The 19754-nt window shown below is 62.4% G+C and carries 17 protein-coding genes; 13 read left to right on the top strand and 4 right to left on the bottom strand.

Annotation, left to right across the window (positions count from 1 at the left end; all coding sequences use genetic code 11):
• The first annotated feature begins 269 nt into the window (after nt 1-269).
• The 3 genes from ACPEH1_RS10460 (at nt 270) to ACPEH1_RS10450 (ending at nt 5606) form a co-directional block, all read left to right on the top strand.
• A complete protein-coding gene (locus ACPEH1_RS10460; protein ID WP_423715743.1) occupies nt 270-848 on the top strand; it encodes a hypothetical protein in 579 nt (192 codons plus the stop codon).
• 149 nt (nt 849-997) lie between these two features.
• Nucleotides 998-3601, top strand: a complete 2604-nt coding sequence (locus ACPEH1_RS10455) for an AAA family ATPase (protein WP_313243171.1) — start codon at nt 998-1000, stop codon at nt 3599-3601.
• 124 nt (nt 3602-3725) lie between these two features.
• Nucleotides 3726-5606 carry a DUF262 domain-containing protein gene (locus ACPEH1_RS10450; protein WP_423715742.1) on the top strand — a complete coding sequence of 627 codons (1881 nt, stop codon included), beginning with the start codon at nt 3726-3728 and terminating at the stop codon, nt 5604-5606.
• Nucleotides 5607-5670: 64 nt separating this feature from the next.
• Here ACPEH1_RS10450 and ACPEH1_RS10445 read toward each other — a convergent pair whose 3' ends face one another.
• From ACPEH1_RS10445 to gcvA, 3 genes are all read right to left on the bottom strand, one after another.
• Nucleotides 5671-6630, bottom strand: coding sequence for a hypothetical protein (locus ACPEH1_RS10445; protein WP_136005404.1), 960 nt, complete (start codon nt 6628-6630; stop codon nt 5671-5673).
• Between the two features lie 228 nt (nt 6631-6858).
• The gene (locus ACPEH1_RS10440) at nt 6859-7422 is read right to left on the bottom strand and encodes a hypothetical protein (RefSeq protein WP_423715741.1); all 564 of its coding nucleotides are present in this window, start codon (nt 7420-7422) and stop codon (nt 6859-6861) included.
• A 169-nt stretch (nt 7423-7591) separates the two neighbouring features.
• Entirely contained in the window at nt 7592-8524 is a 933-nt protein-coding gene (gcvA, locus tag ACPEH1_RS10435; protein WP_136005399.1) for a transcriptional regulator GcvA, read from the bottom strand.
• A 101-nt stretch (nt 8525-8625) separates the two neighbouring features.
• On the opposite strand from gcvA, the gene ACPEH1_RS10430 reads away from it, so the two are divergent.
• From ACPEH1_RS10430 to ACPEH1_RS10405, 6 genes are all read left to right on the top strand, one after another.
• Complete coding sequence (locus tag ACPEH1_RS10430) at nt 8626-9480, top strand: MBL fold metallo-hydrolase (RefSeq protein ID WP_423715740.1); 855 nt, start codon at nt 8626-8628, stop codon at nt 9478-9480.
• Nucleotides 9477-10340, top strand: a complete 864-nt coding sequence (locus ACPEH1_RS10425; protein WP_287255074.1) for an MBL fold metallo-hydrolase — start codon at nt 9477-9479, stop codon at nt 10338-10340. Before ACPEH1_RS10430 ends, ACPEH1_RS10425 begins: the two co-directional genes overlap by 4 nt.
• A gap of 277 nt (nt 10341-10617) precedes the next feature.
• Nucleotides 10618-11979 carry an energy transducer TonB gene (locus ACPEH1_RS10420; RefSeq protein ID WP_423715739.1) on the top strand — a complete coding sequence of 454 codons (1362 nt, stop codon included), beginning with the start codon at nt 10618-10620 and terminating at the stop codon, nt 11977-11979.
• A gap of 70 nt (nt 11980-12049) precedes the next feature.
• A complete protein-coding gene (locus ACPEH1_RS10415) occupies nt 12050-12739 on the top strand; it encodes a hypothetical protein (protein ID WP_166473118.1) in 690 nt (229 codons plus the stop codon).
• A gap of 150 nt (nt 12740-12889) precedes the next feature.
• The gene (locus tag ACPEH1_RS10410; protein ID WP_423715738.1) at nt 12890-13132 is read left to right on the top strand and encodes a hypothetical protein; all 243 of its coding nucleotides are present in this window, start codon (nt 12890-12892) and stop codon (nt 13130-13132) included.
• Between the two features lie 67 nt (nt 13133-13199).
• The gene (locus tag ACPEH1_RS10405; protein ID WP_166473116.1) at nt 13200-13628 is read left to right on the top strand and encodes a hypothetical protein; all 429 of its coding nucleotides are present in this window, start codon (nt 13200-13202) and stop codon (nt 13626-13628) included.
• On the opposite strand, the gene ACPEH1_RS10400 is transcribed toward ACPEH1_RS10405, so the two are convergent.
• Entirely contained in the window at nt 13611-16364 is a 2754-nt protein-coding gene (locus ACPEH1_RS10400) for a UvrD-helicase domain-containing protein (protein WP_423715744.1), read from the bottom strand. The genes ACPEH1_RS10405 and ACPEH1_RS10400 overlap by 18 nt on opposite strands.
• 288 nt (nt 16365-16652) lie before the next feature.
• On the opposite strand from ACPEH1_RS10400, the gene ACPEH1_RS10395 reads away from it, so the two are divergent.
• From ACPEH1_RS10395 to ACPEH1_RS10380, 4 genes are read left to right on the top strand one after another with little or no spacing between them, the layout of a single operon-like run.
• Nucleotides 16653-17615 carry an acyl-CoA dehydrogenase gene (locus tag ACPEH1_RS10395; RefSeq protein WP_136005496.1) on the top strand — a complete coding sequence of 321 codons (963 nt, stop codon included), beginning with the start codon at nt 16653-16655 and terminating at the stop codon, nt 17613-17615.
• Nucleotides 17603-18361: a PIG-L deacetylase family protein gene (locus ACPEH1_RS10390; RefSeq protein ID WP_423715737.1), complete on the top strand. Its 759-nt coding sequence runs from the start codon at nt 17603-17605 to the stop codon at nt 18359-18361. The genes ACPEH1_RS10395 and ACPEH1_RS10390 overlap by 13 nt, the downstream gene beginning before the upstream one ends.
• Entirely contained in the window at nt 18358-18945 is a 588-nt protein-coding gene (locus ACPEH1_RS10385; RefSeq protein WP_423715736.1) for a class I SAM-dependent DNA methyltransferase, read from the top strand. Before ACPEH1_RS10390 ends, ACPEH1_RS10385 begins: the two co-directional genes overlap by 4 nt.
• Nucleotides 18942-19643 carry a glycosyltransferase gene (locus ACPEH1_RS10380; protein ID WP_423715735.1) on the top strand — a complete coding sequence of 234 codons (702 nt, stop codon included), beginning with the start codon at nt 18942-18944 and terminating at the stop codon, nt 19641-19643. The genes ACPEH1_RS10385 and ACPEH1_RS10380 overlap by 4 nt, the downstream gene beginning before the upstream one ends.
• Nucleotides 19644-19754: the final 111 nt, after the last annotated feature.

Below are 19754 nucleotides of genomic sequence, written 5' to 3'. Positions count from 1 at the left end.
CGCCCGCCCAGTACGCCGCACAGTTGGCTGGAAAGAGAGATACCATCAGCACCGGACTCTAAACCCGCCCACTACTCAAGCCGGGGGGACGTCGGCTCGGGCGACTTCTGGGCGGCATTCGCAGGCCAGGCAGACGTCATGGAGGACAAAGCGGGAGCTCACCAGATGTTGGTCGCTCAACGCGTCAGTGCCATGCTTACCAAGCACGGCATAGCCTGCGAAGATGAGTCAGGTGCAGCGACCTAAGGAAGAGGGGCGGACGTATGGAGATGGAAGAATCGAAGACTGTGGTGGTCTATCGCCTGATCACTTCCAGGCTGGTGGATACACGGCAGTCCTATGCGATTAGCAAAGCACTCAATCTTGCATTGGGCGAAGACAGTCCGAGGCGACTGACCGACCGGCTCAGCGATTTGGAGGACGTCACTATGCCCATCCTTTGGTCGTGCCAGCTCGCTACGTTCGTCGGGCTAGTGGCGGTGTTAGAAGACAGCAAGGGGAGTGCCTCGATCCCCGAGCTCGCTCGCTTGATCCGAGCGGATGGCACAGAAGTGCCGGCAGAGCTAGAAGCAGAAGCTGCGGAGATCTGCGACAAATATCGTGTCTTTCGCAACAAACTCTTCTCTCATAATTCGACCCAACGCGAGCAGCATCGAGAGCTCTTTGACGAAGCCAAGATTAGTTGGGAGCAGCTCGACGCTGACTTCGATGCTGTGACGCGGATAATTTTCCAAATTGCGGACAAGAACCAGGCGCTTTCGCTCGATCTCGCGCCGCTCATGGCGTTCAATCATGTCGAAGCGACTGAGTCGATGATGAAAGAGCTTCTCGCAAAGATTCAAGAATGAGCAGTGCACAGCTTGCCGAACGCCCTTGTCACATTACCAACGGCCTGGATCCAGGTCGTTGGATGTTCGGGCATGTGTGTGCATTGACAACGAGAATGCACATCAGGTCAATTGAACAGTAGCCGCGAAACCATGCATCAGGGGGAAGTGTGAGTTCATTGGACGAAGAATATTTCAATTTTTTAGAGCATCTCGGTGCGTCGAATGCTGACGTCGAGGTGCGTCGTGTAGCGCATGTCATCCAAGTGCATCTCCAACGCATCGCTGACGCCCCAAGTGCCGGTGGCCGGAGGTCACAAAACGTTGCAGCATTGCTCCGGGGAAGCTTGCACCGAGTTGAACAGCTGCCTGAGCTCGGAGCTCGCGCTGATCAGGATGCCCTCACTTGGTCTGACTTGAAGGCACTCAAAATTGGGCCGTTTCGTGGATTCAGAAGAGAGGAGATCTTCGACCTAAGCAAGCGAGTGACTCTCTTCTACGGTCCTAACGGAAGTGGCAAAACAAGCCTCTGTGAGGCTATCGAGTATGCGCTGACTGGTGGCGTCGAAGAGGCTGCGCTCAAGCGAACAGGAGCTTTGGGGAGCTATTTCACCAACATCCATGAAGGGCGATTCTCGGCACCCGTTCTCTTCTCCCAAGGCGACGATGAGGGCGTTCCGGTTGCACCTGTTCCGGGTCTGCTGCGCTTTGCAATCATCGAGAAGAACCGGATCGAGAGCTTTGCTAGGATCGCTGCCCGCACACCGGCCCAGGCCAGCGAGCTCATTGCATCACTCTTTGGCCTTGAGGATTTTAGTGAGTTCGTCAAGCAATTTCCCTCTGAAATCGATATCGGATTGTTGCTTGAAACGCCAAAGAAGCTGCTCCTTGAGGGCAAGAGATCTGCCCTTGCCGCTGCTCAAGCGCGTCTCCGAGACGCAGATGTAACGTCAAAAGCGTTCGTTGACGAGCTAAGCGCACTCGCTGCGGAGCTTGAATGCAACATTGAACACGTCCGTGAACTCATCGACCCAGATGATCCCCAGAGCCGACTCCAAGGGCTCATCACCGCAGCAGATGAGATCATTCCCGCTCAGTCTGGTCTCAAAGCAAGTGGTGTTCGACCGTCCTTTCTTGCACTAAGGAGGAACCAGCGACAGCTGCATAACGTGAGAAGGCAACTAGCCGACTTGGCTGGGCAAGTCTCGTTCAAGAAGCTCTTTCAATCCATCCAGGAGCTCCGAGCTGAGGCTGGTGAAGCGTGTCCAGCCTGCTTGACGCCCCTGGCTCATGCAGTCGCCAATCCGTTTGAACGTGCAGACCATGAGCTGCGGAATCTTCAAGAATTGGCAGTGCTAGAAGATCAGGCAAGCGCGCTCACAGAAGGCTGCAACGAGCTATTGCGCCAGATCCGAGCGTATCTCGCCCCAATTAAAGATCAAGCAGGATACGAAGCTCTAGCAAACAACGCCGTAGTCCGTTGGGCCGCAAGTGGGCAAGGCGCTGACTGGAACATAGACGGATTGAGGGCGCACCATGTGCGTGACGTTTCTAAGGCGCTTGCTGCTTTGGAAGCGGCTGATCTGGAACTGAGAACGCGTGCTGAGTCTCGCCAACAGGTGATCTCGGAGAGGGACAAGCTGAGTGACATCGCTCAACGTCTTGCGGTCATTGATGCCAAGATAGTTCAGCACGAAGCTGGCTTGGTGGCTGATAAGACGCTGGTCGAAGGCTTCGATCTGGCGAACGCAGATCTCATTGAAAGCGCTCGTCTCGAGGCTGAGTCTTACGCGTTCGAAACGCGTATTCGGACGGGCTATGCGGCATTCAGAGCTGCCATCAGAGCCTATCTTGATGGTCTGCCCAGGAAGTTCTTGGCGGACCTCAATGATCTAACACTAGACCTCTACAACGCGTTCAATGAGGATGATCACGAAAGGGACAAGCTCACCTCACTATCGCTCCCCATCAAAGGTGGAGAGAAAATTATGGTTGCGTTCGGTGCAGATCCAGCCCGGATGCATGATGCGCTTCATGTGCTCAGCGAGGGGCACCTTAGGTGCCTTGGTCTAGCCATTCTTCTTGCTAAGAACATCAAGCTGGAACTGCCGCTGATCGTCTTTGACGATGCTGTCAACGCGATTGATTCCGACCATCGAGCCGGCATACGAAAGACGCTGTTTGGCGACGAGCGGCTCAACATCAAACAGATCATCATCACCTGTCACGGCAATGAGTTCATCAAGGATATCCAGAATCAGCTTGGAAACGATGTGTCTAATTTGTATGTGCTGAGTCATCATGATGGCGACCATCAACCGCGTGTCCAAGGGGGCACGAGTAGGAACTACCTGCTGCGTGCACGGCAGTTCCTCGACGAAGGTGATCAAAGACAGTGCCTAGCCTTCTGTCGCCAAGCCCTCGAAAACGTGACCGCCAAGACTTGGAAGAAGATAAGCGGTAAATCCAGGGAACTCGCCCAATTGAAGCTTCCCATCGCGCCGCCAATTTTCAAGCCAGAGCTCGGTGCGCTTACCCAAGCTCTAAACAAGGCTTTGAGCGAGGGAATACAGCGAGGACAGCTGACGGGGCAGGCGATGACAGAGCTCAGTGCGGGATTCCAAGAAATTCTGAACGTCCCGAACAGCCAGTCTGTCTGGTCTCGTTTCAATAAAGGCACTCATGACGAAGAGGATCGTGAGGAATTTGAAATTCAAACGGTTCGCCAAATCTACGCTGCGCTCGACAAGATTGCTAGGGCGTTACAGGAGTAGTCGGAGAGCCTTCTCCACCTAGGAAAGAGCTGCGACAGCAGTGTGCGGCACTGCGTTCTATTTCTACGTTCTTCACTGATCAGCCTGCACAGAGTGCAACGCGCCAACTAGTTGAGCATAAATAATGGAAGCGACAACAAGAAATCTTAGAAAGCTCCTGGAACCTTCGGTTCAGTATCAGGTGCCGCTCTTTCAGCGTCCTTACGTCTGGAAGCAAGATGACAACTGGATGCCGCTTTGGGAGGACATCGAAGCGCTGTTGGACAGACATCTCTACCAGGGCAGTGCCCATCCACACTTCTTGGGCGCAGCAGTGTTTGAGCTGGCAACCAGCCAGTCCGGCGCTGTGCAAACCCGCTTAGTGATTGATGGTCAGCAGCGTTTCACCACGTTGCAGCTCTTCTTGATGGCTGCACGCAACCTCTCCCGGAAGGTGGGGAGTGAGAAGCAGACTCATAGACTTGGCGCGTTGGTTGAGAACGGTGCGCTCGATATCGATGAAGAGGTAGAGAAATACAAGCTTCTCCCCACAAATGCGGATCGAGCTGCGTTCATGGCTATCCATGCCTGCTCGTGTGACGATGAGGTCAGAGCTCTGGTCAAGGCTGATAGGGCCCTGGCTGAGAACCGACTGGTAGAGGCCTATCTCTACTTCGCGGCCAACATAGCTGCTTGGGTCAATGGCGATGATGTGGATGTGGACCGCGCCGATGAATTTGCGAAGACTAAGCCGGAAGACCGCATCGAGTGCATCTGGAAGGTCGTAACCGAAGGGTTGCTCCTAGTTGTCATCGATCTCACCGCTGGGGACGAGAGCCAGCTGATTTTTGAGACGCTCAACCATCGAGGGGAACCGCTCCTTCCTGCCGACCTGATCAAGAACCTCCTTTTCCGTAAGGCGATCCAGCAGCCTGGGGCCAAGGAGGGGGACGTTGAAAAGCTCCACGAGAAGCACTGGCGTCGGATTGATTCAGATTATTGGCGCGAAGAGGTGACACAGGGGCGGTTGAAACGGCCACGAATCGATCTCTTCATCAACCACTACCTGAGCATGATGCTCAGAGAAGAGGTGCGAGCAACGCACTTGTTCAACGAATACAAGCGATTCTTTGAGAACTCGGCCAATGTGTCGGTGGTCGGTATTGATACGCCGAAGACTCCGTCTGAGCACATCATCCAGCTGGCGAAGTTTGGCGAAATCTTCCAGGAGTTCTACAGCCCAGATCATCATCCAGAGCTTGCCCTGTTCCTGCGTCGCTTGAGCGCCATCAACACCGCAACTGTCTACCCCTTCCTGCTCTACAGCTATGCACGGTTGATGCCGGACAACCGAGCTGAGTTCCACATGATCCTGGTAGTCCTCGAATCGTTCCTGATGCGTCGCTGGATCGTCAATCTCACGCCGAAAAACTACAACCGGTTCTTTGTTGACCTCATCAAAGCCGTAGAAAAGTCAGGTGAGCTCACAGCAAGGTCCGTAGGCGAGCAGCTGATCCGTGGTGTCGGTGACAGTAGCAAGTTCCCCACAGACGATGAGCTACGTGTGGCGGTGTTTGAGAAGCCGCTCTACACCAGTCGCACTGTCACCAAGTCCAGGACGGTTTTAGAAGCATTGGACGACCGCTTCCGGTCGGGCAAAAGCGAGGCGCTTACCATGCCCACAAATCTCACGGTTGAGCATGTCATGCCTCAGTCGTGGGAGAAGCACTGGCCGCTTCCTGCTTCATTGACTGATGATGTGGAGAGGATGAAGTTCACTGCGCGGCGCAACCTGCTCATTCATACCTTGGGCAACCTGACCCTCATCACTGGCGAGTTCAATAGTGGTCTCCAGCACAAGGCCTGGGGCGAAAAGAAGCCGGAGCTGCTGACGTATTCGAAGCTCAACCTTACCCAGTATTTCCACAAGATCGAGTCTTGGGGCGAAGATGAAGTCCGTGCGCGCGGTGGAGTGCTTTTCTCTGAGATGGTCAGGATGTGGCCTATGCCTGAGGTGACTCCATGAGTGAGGAGAACCGAGTTTGCGATGACGGGTTCTACCCCGATATCACGGACAGTTCGGGCGGAACTCACTCCCGGAATCGGATCGAAGCGGCCACAGCGGTGACAGCGTCCTGCACATCATGGCTGCTCCCCGCAGGCAGAATGGCGGCCAGGCGAACGAAGCGCTGGCCCGGCCAGAGCGCCAGATAGTGGTGGAACGTGCCGCCATCAGGCATGTGGCCGCTGACGCGATGTCCGGCGATGCCTGCGAACATGACATCGTGCCTCGACACAACCGTACCGTGCTGGATCTCGCGTGTGCCGGCAATCAGTTGATCGGAGACGTCTGCAAGGTCATCCGAATCGAAGGGGAGTGACAGTTGGGACGCGACGATCAGCAGAGGTTGGCGACCCTCCGGGTCGGTATCCAGTTCGCCCGCGGTCAGGACGGCCGAGGCGCCTGCCAGCGTATCGACAATCCGGAACGGCGGTTCCGGCGTCACGGTGAAGGGGAGGGCTGCAAGTTGCTCCTCCAGGGACGCCGGCGGGCTCACCTTGACGGAGGTCAGGGTCATCATTGCGGACTTGTGCTTCATTGCGTGATCCGTGGGTGCCTGGACCGTGATCATTACCGTAGGAGAACCGGGGAACAGCGCAATCCACTTGTTGAACGTCTGCCCATGAGCGTTCTGGGTGCCGATCGCGACGGGAACCGCGCGCCCCTCGACGTCAAGCGACTCCAGATGCTTGACCAGGACGCCGCGCGTGGCGAACTGACGACGGGCGGTTTGTTCATCGACGAACAGCGTTGCCACTGCCTCGCTGGCGTGGGCGGGCAACTCGGCGACCAGAATGCTTGCCCGGCCATCCTCACTCATGAAGCCAGTGAAGGTGGAGGCGGGCGAGAATCCCGACGGGGGAGCCAGACTGACGGACGTTCCAGGTACAAGCTGCGCGGGGTGGGGCGGCTTGGCGCACCCAAGGGCAACGGTGGCCTGCAGAAGAAGCAGCGCTGAGCGCAGCAAGTGTTTGATGGAAATAGGCATGTAGTGCTCGGATGGGGGAGACGGGCGTGGCGGGCGTGTGCAGCCCCGACGCCAGGATGAAACCGGAAATCCTGGCAAAGACCGCCTGTGTCGACCATGCAACTACTTCGAAGATGTCAGCCGTAGTCTGGCTGGTCGCGTGACGCGACTCTCGCGCGGAACAGTGGCGGAATTCGACGTTGACATAAGGGCGGGACGAGGGTGAGCGCCACCACGTCCAGCGAAACGTCATTCATGGTCGAGTTGTTTCGACCATTGGTGAAATCGCGCATCGAGCTTCTCGCATATGTCTCGTGTTTTTTTCTGGTCGTAGGGTTCGTGGTAAAGGGTCGGCAGATCATCGTCAGAAAGATCCAGGTAATCCTCCAGGCAGGATGCTTCGTAGTACGCCTGCGCGAAGCCATTTCCCGTTTCTGACAAGTCGTCGCTCGTAAGCTTGTCATCGCAGCATTGGGCAAGCAGGTCCTTTCCGCTCAGCTTTCCTTGGCGAATTGAATGCAGCGCATCAGGATGCAAGGAGCGAAGCGTGTCGCTTTCATGCCCGCGACGGATGGCCCACTCCAGGAAGAGGGCGATATGGGTGCGGGCATGGGAAGCATCGAGGTCGGCTGGAAAGTCTCCGCCGGTGTGCCAGTCAATGTCATCGTACTTTCTCACGATCATCTGTAACTCACGTCTGAAGGGGGCTGAGTCGCGTTCCTGCGATACCTCCGGAATCCCGCACAGCCAGCCCTTCCCGCCAGAAGTCAACCAGGGCGCGCCCGTGAGCTCACGGAGGCTATCCAACGACATTCTGGGCCGGGAACCGTCGGGAGTTGACGGGAAAAGATAGGGCTGACGGACAGGAGCGACATGCAACGAGTTGCAACGCTTGGCGATTCAACCGGGGCAGAACAACACTGTGGCCTCATAGGCAGGCATGTAGCCTGCTTCTGCAACAACTGATGGCCTCGTGCAAATACTAGGTTGGTCGATCATCAAGAGAGCGCGACGCCCTGCTCTCCACCTCCAACCACCGTCGAAACGCATCCGTCGCTTCCACCTTCCGCCCCGCAGCCGGACAGACCGTCCAGAAGGCATACGCGTTGGGCAGCTGCGCTTCGAAGGGGCGGATCAACCGTCCTGCGCGGAGGTCTTCCTCCACCAGCGGTCCCACGCCCAATGCCACGCCGTGCCCGTGGAGGGCCGCTTCCTGGGCCAGGTAGATGCTGGGGTACACCGGGCCGGTATCCGCACGCACCGCCGGCACGCCGGCGAACGCCAGCCACGCGGCCCAGTCGGGCACACCCGGCCGGCCCTCCGCGCTCTGGTCATGGATCAGGGTGACGTGGGCGAGATCGGCGGGCGAGGTCAGAGGCAGGCCGTCGGCACGCAGGGTCCCTGGCGCGCAGACGGGGAACACCGGTGCCTCCATCAGCAGGTCGGCCGGGTTGCCGTAACCGGCTCCGGGACCATAGCGGAGGGCGATATCGATACCGTCGCGACCGAGGTCCGCCAACTGGTCGGAGGTGACGATCCGCACCTGGATATCAGGGTGACGGGCGTGAAAGCGGGGCAGCCGCGGAGCCAGCCATTTGGCGGCAAAGGACTCCATCGTGCTGACGCGCAGGTCGGCGGTGGCTGCAGGCGAAGCGCGGTCCAGAGCAAGGTCCAGCATCTCGAAGATATCGCTCAGCGAGGTGGCGAGGGCGGCGCCTTCGCTGGTCAGCGTGACGGTCCGATGGCCGCGCTCGAACAACGCGATGCCCAGATGGTCCTCGAGCCGTTTGACCTGATGGCTCACGGCCGCCGGCGTGACAAAAAGCCGGGCTGCGGCCTTCTGGAAGCTCAGGCAACGTGCAGCGGTTTCAAATGCGCGCAGGGCGTTGAGAGGAGGGGCGTGACGCGGTTTCATCCAGGGCTCCAACCACCACCGATGATCGATCCTATCAGGTTAGGTTTTCTAACCTGAAGGTCAAATCATGTCGTTTGTCAGCCTCGGGGCTGCTGGCAATCATGGCGGCCTCCACCTCAAGGGAAGCCGCCGTGCATCTGACACCATTGGGTCCGGACGTCTCGCTATGCGTAGGCGACGAACATGCGTCCGTCGCGACCGTGTTCTTCAACGGGAGCGACGTGTTGCTGGTCGACGCCCTGGGCAGTGCGACGGATGCCCGGCGGTTGCGCGATCTGCTGTGCCGGCAGATGGGGAAGACCGTACGCATGATGGTCTTCACCCATTTCATGAGCGATCACATCGCCGGGCTCACCGTGTTTCCCGAGGCGATGACGGTGGCGCATCGCAACTATCGCCACACCTTCCTGTCGCAGAACCGCCGCGTGGATGCGTTCTACCGTGAGCCGCAGGTGGTGTTCGACAGCGCGATGCGCATCCGCTGGGGTCGCCATGAGCTTCGCCTGCTGCATAACCCGGGCAAGACCCTGGACCACCTCAGCGTGGATGTCCCCACCGCCGATCTGGTCTGCGTCGGCGACAACATCGTGGGCAATATCGTCTATCTCTCCAAGGCGGACCCGGCACAGATCCGGACGGCGATTGGGCGGGCCAGGCAGTTTGGGCGCGGCACCGTGGTCGGCGGACACATCGGCGCGTTCGATGCCACGGTGCTCGATAACGCGCTGCACTATCTGGAGCACCTACGGCGCACCGTGGTAACCCTGCGCGCGCAGGCAGACGCAGGCCCGCTGGGAGAGAGGATTGCGGCCATCCCGATGGACGCGTGCCTCGCGCCGGGCGTTGAACCCACCGACTTCGAGCGGATCTGGCACCAGCGCAATCTGGAGGCGATCGACGCCCAGGGCATTTTCGAGCTGGATACCTATCTGGCGCGTCCGACGGAGGTCGCATGAGCGCGCCTGCATCGGGCGGTGTCCGGGTGGGGCGACGGGACTTCCTGTCCGGCTGTGCGGCCGGAGCGACGGCGCTGCTGCTGCCCGCATCGCTGGCTGCCGCGCAGGTGCCGACACAGGGCGGCCTGCGCATCCAGCGGCTGGCCTGGGCAGGCATCCGTCTCCAGCTCCCCGGCTCGACCCTGTTCATCGATCCGTTGACCAATGCCGCCGAGTGGGGCGCGGCGCTGCCGGACGTGTTGATCCCGGTCGCGGATGCGGTGGGGGAGACCAGCGTCCTGCTCACCCATGTGCACTCGGACCATTTTGATGCGGGTGCCGTGGCGCAGGCGCTGCACGCGGGGGGCAGCGTGATCCATCCCGCCGGAACCCATCCGCTCCCGATCCCCCCGAAAGCCCGGGCGCGTCCTGCAACGCTGTGGGAGCCGCAGTTGCTGGGCGACTTCACCGCCACGGCGGTACCCGCGTCGGACGGCTACGGCGACCCGCAGGTGTCGTGGGTGGTGTCGGCGGGCGGGCGACGGATCTTCCACGGCGGTGACACGATGTGGCACGGGCACTGGTGGAAGATCGCGCGACAGTTGGGTCCTTTCGACATGGCCTTTCTGCCGATCAACGGTGCCCGGTTCGGCTGGCGCAAACCGGTCAGCGGACAGCCGGGCGTGCTTACCCCCGAACAGGCCATTGCTGCCGCCACCGTCCTTGGCGCGCGGTCCATCGTGCCCATCCACTACGGCATCTCGGGCATTGCGGAGTACCAGGAAGTGGAGGCGCCGCTGCGCACGCTGGGCGTGCAGGCCAGAACGAGTACCCTGACTGTCCAGCCAGTGCAGCCGGGGGCGTGGGTGGCGTGGCCATGACGGGTGACGTATGTCCAGCGCCGCCAGCCGGGGATGGCGTACGTCGGCGGTTGCACAGGGGGCCGTCAGCAACGTGAACATTCCGAAGTAGAATCCTCTGCCCGTAAGGACGACGTAGTGCGGGAGGGGCATTCATGGACCCGTGGGGCCGTCTCGAGCCCAGAGGACATGCGTGCGTTGGAGGGTTCAAAGGAAGCATTGCGCTGCAATGCGATGTGGATGATTGGCGCGCACATGAGCGTTGGTCATCAGTACAACAGGGGGTTTCATGCGGTCCATGCGGAATGTGGTTGTTTTCGCTGTTGCAATGCTGGCTGTCGGGTGCGCGCAGAAGAAGGGGCTTGAAGAGAATCCGGACCTCGCCGCGATCGAGCAGCATCTGGATGCGTACTTGGAGGCGTATCCCAACGCCAACGACGGTGCCAGCAAGACCTGCCTGGAGATGAAGATCCACTTCGTCAGCGCGACCACCTCCGGTGCGCTGGACGCATCGGCGGGCCGACGTGATCTCGCCAGCGAACCCGGGCCGCTGAAGGCCGGCGAGGCGGTGTTCTTCGACGGCGTCGCAACGCAGTTTGGCCGTACCGTCCGGGTAAATGGCGACAGCCTTTCGGTGGGCACGGTCAACGTCGGCGCATCGGCCTACGAGGTGTGGTCGCCGAACAGCAGCGCCGTCATCAACCGGCGCATCGCCGAGGGTCAGCTGGTGACCGGTGGCAGGGAGTCGCCCATGTTCGGTACGCGCGGCGTGCCGGTGTGCGGCTTCGGTATCGCCACTGTGGGTGGCAGGCTCAATCACATTCTTCTGGCGGACATGATCGAATCCGGTGCGCCGCTCGAGCAAGAGGCACCTGCCAGCGGCATCGCCGCCAGTGCGGCCGCAGATGTTGCCGAGGTGGCCGGCGAGCCGCCGCAGGAGGCGCCGGCCGCGGCCGGTGGCACGTGCGAAGTGATTGCGAAGGGCGAGGAAGAGGCGCGTTCCAACTGCAAGTCGGGCAACTTTGCTGCCTGCCGCGATATCGCCGGCTGGGTGGCCAACAAGGTCATGGAAGGGTGTGCCGTGACCACGAGGACGCCGGCAGAGGCGCTTCACGAGGAATGCCTGTCGCTTGCCAAATCGTCGTTGCTGGCCAACGACTACTGCATGGGCGGCAAGGGCGACCAGAGCGCGTGCGAGTTCCTTGGCAAGGCGGCAAAAGAAGCGGCGCAGAAGGGGTGTCCGTCGGACGTGGTCGCCGAGGCCCGCGCGCAGATGCGGCGAGACCGGGGCGAGCCGGCCCAGGCGCCTGCGACGGCCTCCGCGCCGGCGGCATCGGCCTCTCCTTCCGCCGAGGAGGCATCCCAGCCGACCCGGTCCCGCAGTGAAGCAACGGTGGACGCGACGTCCAAGAGCATGAATCCCCCGCGGTATCCGCCTGCCGCGTTCCGTGCCGGGATAGAAGGCCAAGTGACGCTGACCGTGGATGTCTCCGCCGACGGCGCGGTCACCAGCGTGGCCATCGCAAAAACGTCGGGCAACCGTGACCTGGACAGGGCGGCAATGGAAGCCGCGCGGAAATGGCGGTTCAACCCGGCGCAGGAGAACGGGGTTGGCATGGCAGGACGGGTGAGCGTGCCGGTCACGTTCGCGCTCAATTAGTACGACGGGGCGGGCTGCTGAAACCGGCAGCCCACTTGGCAGTGTGTATCTCACGACAGGGAGAAAGCGCATGGCCGTAATGCAGATTCAGTACAACGAAGACGGACATAGATATACGACATTTGTTGTGGCCCGCTTGGCAGGTTGGCGCGTCAACTCTGCGCTTGAACTCGCATGGGGATCACAGCTGCCTGATGAGTTCGACGACCTGAAGGCAACGCACAACGCAATTGAGTGGTTCAACGGCGACCGCCCGCGGCAGATCATGAGAGTGCTTCATTCGCTGCACGGATCGGACGTGGCAAAGCGAAGGGCTGGTTTGGCGAGATATGTTGCTCAGATGCTCAAGAATGGCATCGAGGACTGGAAGATCGGCGTGGTGATTCACGCGTTTGCAGATAGCTTTGCACACACAAAAATTGTCGACTCCAAAGAGGTCGCGTACGACGCTCCATTCGGCCATCTGCTTGATGGTCACAAGCCAGATCACGTGCCGTTGTTTCCCGCCAAGTTCATCGACTATGTCGAAGCGCTCTACGCATGTTTGGCGCTTCGCAGCCAAGAGGAGGCGAAAGGCGCGGGGCGGGTAGTCGAGATCGCGCATCTCGTTGATTTCGATGAAAGAATCAAGAGGATTGCAAGTGATTTGGACTATGATGATAAAGCCATGAGAGACGTCGAGAGTCGATTGAAAGGGCGCCCGACCATTAAAGAGGTTCACGGCCTTCTGGATGACCTTGAATCCGAGCTCCTGCTGTAGGCGTTTCCATCCCATCTCTGGGTATCACGGATAGCGTTCGTGGGATCAAGACGTTGGTGTGCAAATCCTTCGGGCGACACGCTGGCGGCCCCGATACGGATGCGCTAGATTTGGATGGCCGCCAGGATGGTGGCTTACAGGGAACGTCACATGAATCTCAACGGTATCTGGTTGGCCGGTGCTCTGCTCGCAGCTTCCAGTACTGCGTGGGCCGGTCAGGGCGAAGTCTGCTTGGCTGAAGCCCAGACCACGCCGGCGGGCGTGATGAAACCATTCGATGACGCCACGGTATTCCGCTGCAAGGCAGCCGGCTCTGTCACCGTCTCCCAACTCTACGCAACAGGCTGGCGTGTCGTGTCAGTGTTCCCGCAGAGCTCTCTCGATCCGATCTAGCCCGGTGTGATGACGGTGCTGTGGACCTTTCCGACGGCTGCCACATAAGAGTGCGTTTGGAGCGTCAATGCAGAAGTATGGCGAAGTTTCTCAGGAACACACATGGGGTTGCGCCGCAGCGTGTGTGGCGTCGTTGATGGCCGTTCCATACGCGCGCGCCAAGCGCTGGCTCGAGAAGGAAAAGGGTAAGCCGGTGGGCGCTCGGCCCCGGGGTTTTGAGATCGACGAGATTGCCAATGCGCTGTTCAAGCAGGGCGTCAAGGTGATCGCCGATTGGCATCCACCAAGCCCGCCTCCCGAAGGGAGCATTGTGTGCATCCACAGCCCGGTTCGATACCGTGACTACCACTACCTGCTCAAGGTGCCGGGCGGCTACATGGATCCTTGGTTTGACCTTAAGAAGGGCGTGATGGAGGGAAAGATGCGGGCGTCTCTTCCGCGAGGGACCAAGATCTTTGTAGCGCTTATCCCTTGCTCATCACCGCCGCCGCATTGACGTCGGCTTGTTGTGACACGCCGGATAACTGGAGCAGGACTTGAACGGCCCGTGCGGCCCGGTCCGGTCCACGAATACGCCGACCTTGCATACCGGGCAGCGCTCTTCCGTGACGGGAATGCCGGTGACGCCGGTGATTTTGACGGCGCCGTCCTTGACCAGTTCGTCCAGGAAGGGTGAGTTCTTTCCCAGCAGCGTGAACAGCGCAACGGTGCGCCGGGCGCGGGTGAGGGCGACATAGAACAGTCGACGCTCTTCGCTAAGCGGGTAGGTGTCGCCGGTGGGCATCGCCAGCGACAGCACCGGATCGTCCGAACGCAGGCTGGGGAAGCCACGGTTGACCATGCCCGGCAGGATCACGTAGTCGGCTTCCCTGCCCTTGGAGCGATGGGCGGTGAGAAACTCGATGTCCATCGTGCTGCCGAAGGCGCTCTTCCAATCGGCAGGCACGACGCTGCGGTCGGACCGGTAGCGGCCGAGCACGAACACCGAGACGCGGCCGTTTCGACCGCGGGGAATCTCGCCGGCGAGCAACTGCTGGTGCAGAGCCGCCAGGTACTGCCGCACCCCGTCAGGCACCTCGTCGCGCTTGGCGAGCTGGAAGGCCAGCAGTACCGGCCCGTGCGCCGGGGTAACCGAGCGGACGACCTTGTCGATCTGGGCAGGATTCCTGCCGATGAAGCGGCTTGAGATGTCGCACAGGGCTTGCGGGCAGCGGAAGGTCTGCTCGAGTTTGAGCACCTGGCCTTGCCCCATCCAGTCGCGGAAGCCGGTCATGACCGAGACGTCGGCGCCGGCGAAGCGGTTGATCGACTGCCAGTCGTCGCCGACCGCAAACAGGAACCTGCCGGGCTGCTTCACCAGCGCGCGGCAGAGGCGGGCACGTGCGCGGGACGCGTCCTGGAACTCGTCGGCCATCACCAGGTCGTAGGGCGATGCATACCGGTCCTGCTCCAGCAGGCTGGCCGCCATGTTCAGCATGTCCTCGAAGTCGATGCTCTTCTCGTCGGTCAGGGCGTTGTCCCACGCCTGCATTACCGGGCCGGCGATCTCAAGAAAGCGACGGTGGCGTTCCTTGAAGTGGTCCTCGGGCATCTGCTGCAGGCGGGCGGCCATGTCATCGAGCGACAGGCAGTTGCTCTTGGCATGGGCGATGAACGTGCGCATCAGGCCGATCAGATCCGAATCGGGCATCGGCTTGGCGCCGTCGTCGGGCAGCTCGCGATCCGGATTGGGGTCAAGCGCCACGCGGGAGGCGCTGAGCCGGTCGGTAAGGTAGTCCAGGGCATGGCCACTGCGAAGCCCGAAGGACGTGGTTTCGGCCAGTGCGGTACCGCGCCGGGCATGTTCCTCGCGTTTCCAGACCATGCCGTCCATGTAACCGGCGAAGTGCCGGGGCGGTTGGCCATTGGCATCCAGCGCGAAATGCTCGTGATACAGGGCGGCGTCGGGATAGTAGAAGTCCGGCCGGTACTGGCGGTGGGCGTCGGTGGCGGTATCGAACTCGTACGGACGTTCGTACTCGTAGCTCACGCCGTTGTAGAACAGCCAGTCGGCAATGACGCACTCTTCCATGCTCTTGACCCGCTCGCCCTGCAGCGTGCGGATGTAGGGCTTGCCTTCGCGGTCGTAGCCATCGGCCAGCATGTCCTCGCCCAACGGCGGAAGGTCGCGGCCGAACACCAGCCGGAACATGTCCCACTGGGTGCGGAAACGGGTGGAGCGGTCCTTGAGGTCGTCCACCAGTTCGGTGAGCTTGTGGAAGCCCTGCGCGGCGTCGACGGCCCAGGCGGGAATGTCCGGCTTGCGACCGGTGGCCTTGGCAATGATGGCCAGGCCCAGTGCATGGAACGTGCGGGCTTCGACCACGGTGTCGGCCATGCCCAGACGGGCGAAGGAGCGCTGAGCACGTTCCTGCAGTTCGTTGGCGGCATCCTTGTTGAACGCCAGCATGACGATCCGTTCGGGCGCGACGAAACCGCGGTCAATCGCATAGGCAGCCTTGGCGACCATCGTGGATGTCTTTCCCGAGCCGGCCGATGCGACGACCTGTACCCGGTTGTCGAAGCAGATCACCGCACGAGCCTGCTCTTCGGTGAGCGGCTGGCTTTCGACCTTGTCCAGGAGGTCTTTGGCCAGGACCAGTTCGCGGGTGGTCATGCCCTCGTTGGCGTGGGCGATCACCGCCGGCCAGTCCAGTGTCCAGTCGTGCAGGGCAGACAGGGCGCGCTGATGGGGTGGGGACTGCAGGTCGCCGTGTATCTCCGCGTCGAGGAACAGCGGTTCCAGATCCGGCGCGGCCACGGGCAGGACGGGCCGGGCGTCAAGGAGGGCGGCCTGCTCTTCGTGGGTAATCCACCGACGGCCGCGGTCGCCCGCGTCGATCAGGGCGCGGGCAGCGCCCAACCAGGTGAGGATCTGGCCCAGTACCGTGTCGAACAGCGCTTTGCGCTCACGCCTGCGGCGTTCGTGAAGCACTACGTCGATGGCCGAGGCGAGCTGGACACCGTGGGCGTTCGGCAGGCCATCGACGGACAGCCAGGGGCCCGCATCGCGCTCCACGGCCACGCGCGACCAGAGCACACCTGGCATCACCTGCACCCGATGCGCATCCGTGAGGAACTCCCGGTGACGCTGCCCATCGATGCTGAGCTCGACGTGGTCGCCGTCCAGGCGAAGCCACCAATGCGGGGATCGAGTCAGAAGCCTGCCCCAACCAGAGGGGCGCCAATCGATTGCCATCCTTGATACTGCCTGCGTGCGTGGGGTACTGGCCCAGAGCGGGCCTCTATCGGGCTCCATGATAGAGCAGGCCTTCTGTGCACGCTTGTTTCGATAGATGGACTGCGGGAATGACCGGCCGTGTGCCCGCGTTCATGAACCGTACGGCACCCCAGGGGCCAAACACGCGACGCGCACATACCGGTCACTGATCTGCCACGCACGCGCCGGTATGTATGGACGCTCCATCCTCAACGGTGTTCGACCATGCAGGCCCCCGCCATCGCGACTGCCCCTCTTGACATGGATCGGCGCGCTGGACACGCAGCCCCCGCGCTGGAGGCTGATGCCCGCGACGTGCTCGCGCGGCAACCGTCGCTGCCGCTGCCCGGGCGCGGCCACACGCTGGAGCGCTGGCGCGCCCTGGGGGCCATTGCTGCGCGCGATCTGTGCGTGGCCAAGGTGATGGAGGCCCACTACGACGCGCAGGCGATTCTGGCCGACCTGCACGCGCCGCCGTTGACGGAAGGCACGCTGGCGGCGGTGTGGGCTGCCGAAGGGCCGCAGGCGACGTTGTCGTTCGATCCAGCCACGGGCACCGTCAGTGGCAGCAAGCCGTGGTGCTCCGGTGCCGGCCTGGTGGATGAGGCGCTGGTGACGGCGCGCTGCCAAGAAGGCACGCAGCTGGTCCGCGTGCGCGCCGATGCGAAAGGCATGCACCCGCAACCGCTGACCTGGCACGCAACCGGCATGGGCGGCATTCCCAGCGGTACCGTGCAGTTCGCCGCCGTCCCCGCCGAGCCGGTCGGCAAACCGGGCACGTACCTGTCCCGGCCGGGCTTCTGGCACGGTGGCGCGGGCATCGCGGCGTGCTGGTACGGCGCGGCGGTGGCGCTGGCTGCACCGCTGCAGCGCTCGCCGCGTGTGACCGGCGATGCGCAGATCGCCGCGCTGCTCGGTCGGGTCGACATGGGCCTGCAGGCGTCAGCGGCGCTGCTGCGTGAGCTGGCGACATGGATCGATGCCATGCCTTCCCAGCCGCACCAGGCCGATGTGATCCGTGTGCGCAGCGTGGTGGAGCGTACCTGCGTACAGGTGCTGGATGCGGTGGGCCGCGCGCTCGGACCGGCACCGATGTGCCTGGAGGCCGGGCACGCCGCGCGCTGGAGCGACCTGACGGTCTTCATTCGACAAAGCCACGGCGATCGTGACTGGGCCGAACTGGGGCGAGCCGTCCACGCCCAGGAGGGACCGTGGACACTGTGACCGTGCCCATCAGCGGGCCGGGCAACCGCGAGGTCGACTGGGACCGCAGCGGCTGGCTGCGCGCGCTGCCCGACAGGGAGGCCGGCGCGGTCCTGGCCGACATACGCCGGCTGGTGGTGGTGTCGCCCCATCCGGACGATGAAGTGCTTGGTTGCGGCGGCCTGATGCAGGCGGCGCTGGACCAGGACATCGATGTGCACGTGGTGTCGGTCACCGATGGCGAGGCCTGCTATACCGACCAGCCCTTGTGGCCCGCCGCGCGACTCCGCGATGCACGCCGGCGTGAGCTGGCCGATGCCATGCGGCTGCTGGGCACGGATGCCACGCATGTCACCACGCTGGCGCTACCCGACGGGGCTGTTGCCACACATGAGGCGGACCTGGCCGCGGCGCTGGCCGCGCAACTTGTGGCTGGCGATCTGCTGGTGGCGCCGTGGATCCACGATGCACATCCGGACCATGACGCGACCGGACGGGCCGCGCTGGCGGCAGCAGCATCCCGTGCCGTCAACGTGCTGCAGTACCCGGTCTGGGCGTGGCACTGGCTCGACCCGCACGCGATGACGGCGCCGTGGTCGGCAGCCGCCCGCATTCCGCTCAGCGCCACCTTGCTGCGCCGCAAGCAGCGCGCGTTGGACGCGTTCGCCACCCAGACCGGCGCCGTAGACGGACTGGCCTGTGCACCCATTCTTCCCGAACACGTCACGGCGCGCTTCCGCCGTCCTTTCGAGGTGTTGATCGGATGAGCACGGCGGCCTATTTCGATGCGTTGTACCAGCAGCCGGACCCGTTCCACTACCGCAGCCGGTGGTACGAGGCCCGCAAGCGCGCGCTTACGCTGGCCTGCCTGCCGCGAAGGCGATACGCCTGTGCGTGGGAGCTGGGCTGCTCCAACGGCGTGCTTACGGCAGCGCTGGCGGCGCGGTGCGACGCGCTGCTGGGGACAGACATCAGTGCCGATGCGCTGGCCGACGCGGCGGTATCGACGCGGGCATGGCCGCAGGTGCGCCTGGAGCGGGCCACCCATCCGCAGGACTGGCCTTCCGGCCGCTTCGACCTGATCGTGGTCAGCGAAGTCGGCTACTACCTGCCGTCATCGGCGCTGCAGCAGATGGCGCGGCAGCTGCGCCACAGCCTCACCGACGATGGACTGTTGCTGGCCTGCCACTGGCGGCCACCGTTCGACGCGGCACGCAGCACCACCGAAGACGTGCACGGCGCGCTCTCGGAACACCTGGTGGAAGTGTTTACCTATCAGGACGCCGATCTGCTGCTGCAGGGGTGGAGTGCACGCGCCACCAGCGTTGCTGCGTGGGAGGGGCTGCGGTGATCGCCGTGATCGTACCGGCACACAACGAGGCGCCGGTCATTGCACGTTGCCTGGCCTCGGTCCGGCTTGCGGCCGCCCACCCTGGCCTGCGCGGCGAGGCGGTGCTCACGGTGGTGGCACTGGATGACTGCAGCGACGACACCGCCTCGATCTGCGCCGACCAGGGGGGTGCAACGGTGGTGGTGGACGCGCGCTGCGTCGGCGCGGCACGGGCGGCGGCAGCGACCGTGGCGCTCTCCCACGGTGCGCGCTGGATCGCCAGTACCGACGCCGATTCGGTCGTGCCTGCAGATTGGCTCTGGCAGCAGACCCGCTGCGGCGCGGATGTGTTCTGCGGCGTGGTGGACGTGGTGGACTGGCTGGACTATCCCGATGCCGTGCGCAGGGCCTTCGCCTGCCGCGAGCTGGCCAGGGACGGACACGCGCATATCCACGGCGCCAACCTGGGCATGCGCGCCACCGCCTACACGGCAGCCGGCGGGTTCGCGCCGCTGCGCACCGGCGAGGACGTTGCGCTCATCCACATGCTCGGCAACACCGGCGCGACCATCGCCTGGCTGGCACGGCCCGTGGTGGCCACCAGCGCACGCCGGGTGTCGAAAGCGCCGCAGGGGTTCAGTGGATTCCTGCACGCGCTGGAGCGGGAAGTGAGGGAGGCGGGGGCGGTGCTGGTGCCCGCGCCGATCGTGCGGCCTTGACTAGGTGGCTGCGGCCGCCGCGTTTCCGTCGAACCATGCAAGCAGCATCAGTTGCGCGTCCGTCGCCTCCAACGGTGATTATCCACCCGGCGTCGTTCCGATCAAAACTGC

The organism is Stenotrophomonas sp. NPDC077421 (assembly GCF_049545505.1).
Classification (GTDB): domain Bacteria; phylum Pseudomonadota; class Gammaproteobacteria; order Xanthomonadales; family Xanthomonadaceae; genus Stenotrophomonas; species Stenotrophomonas nematodicola.
The sequence above is the reverse complement of the archived record's forward strand: the minus strand, read 5'-3'. Positions and strand labels throughout refer to the sequence as shown.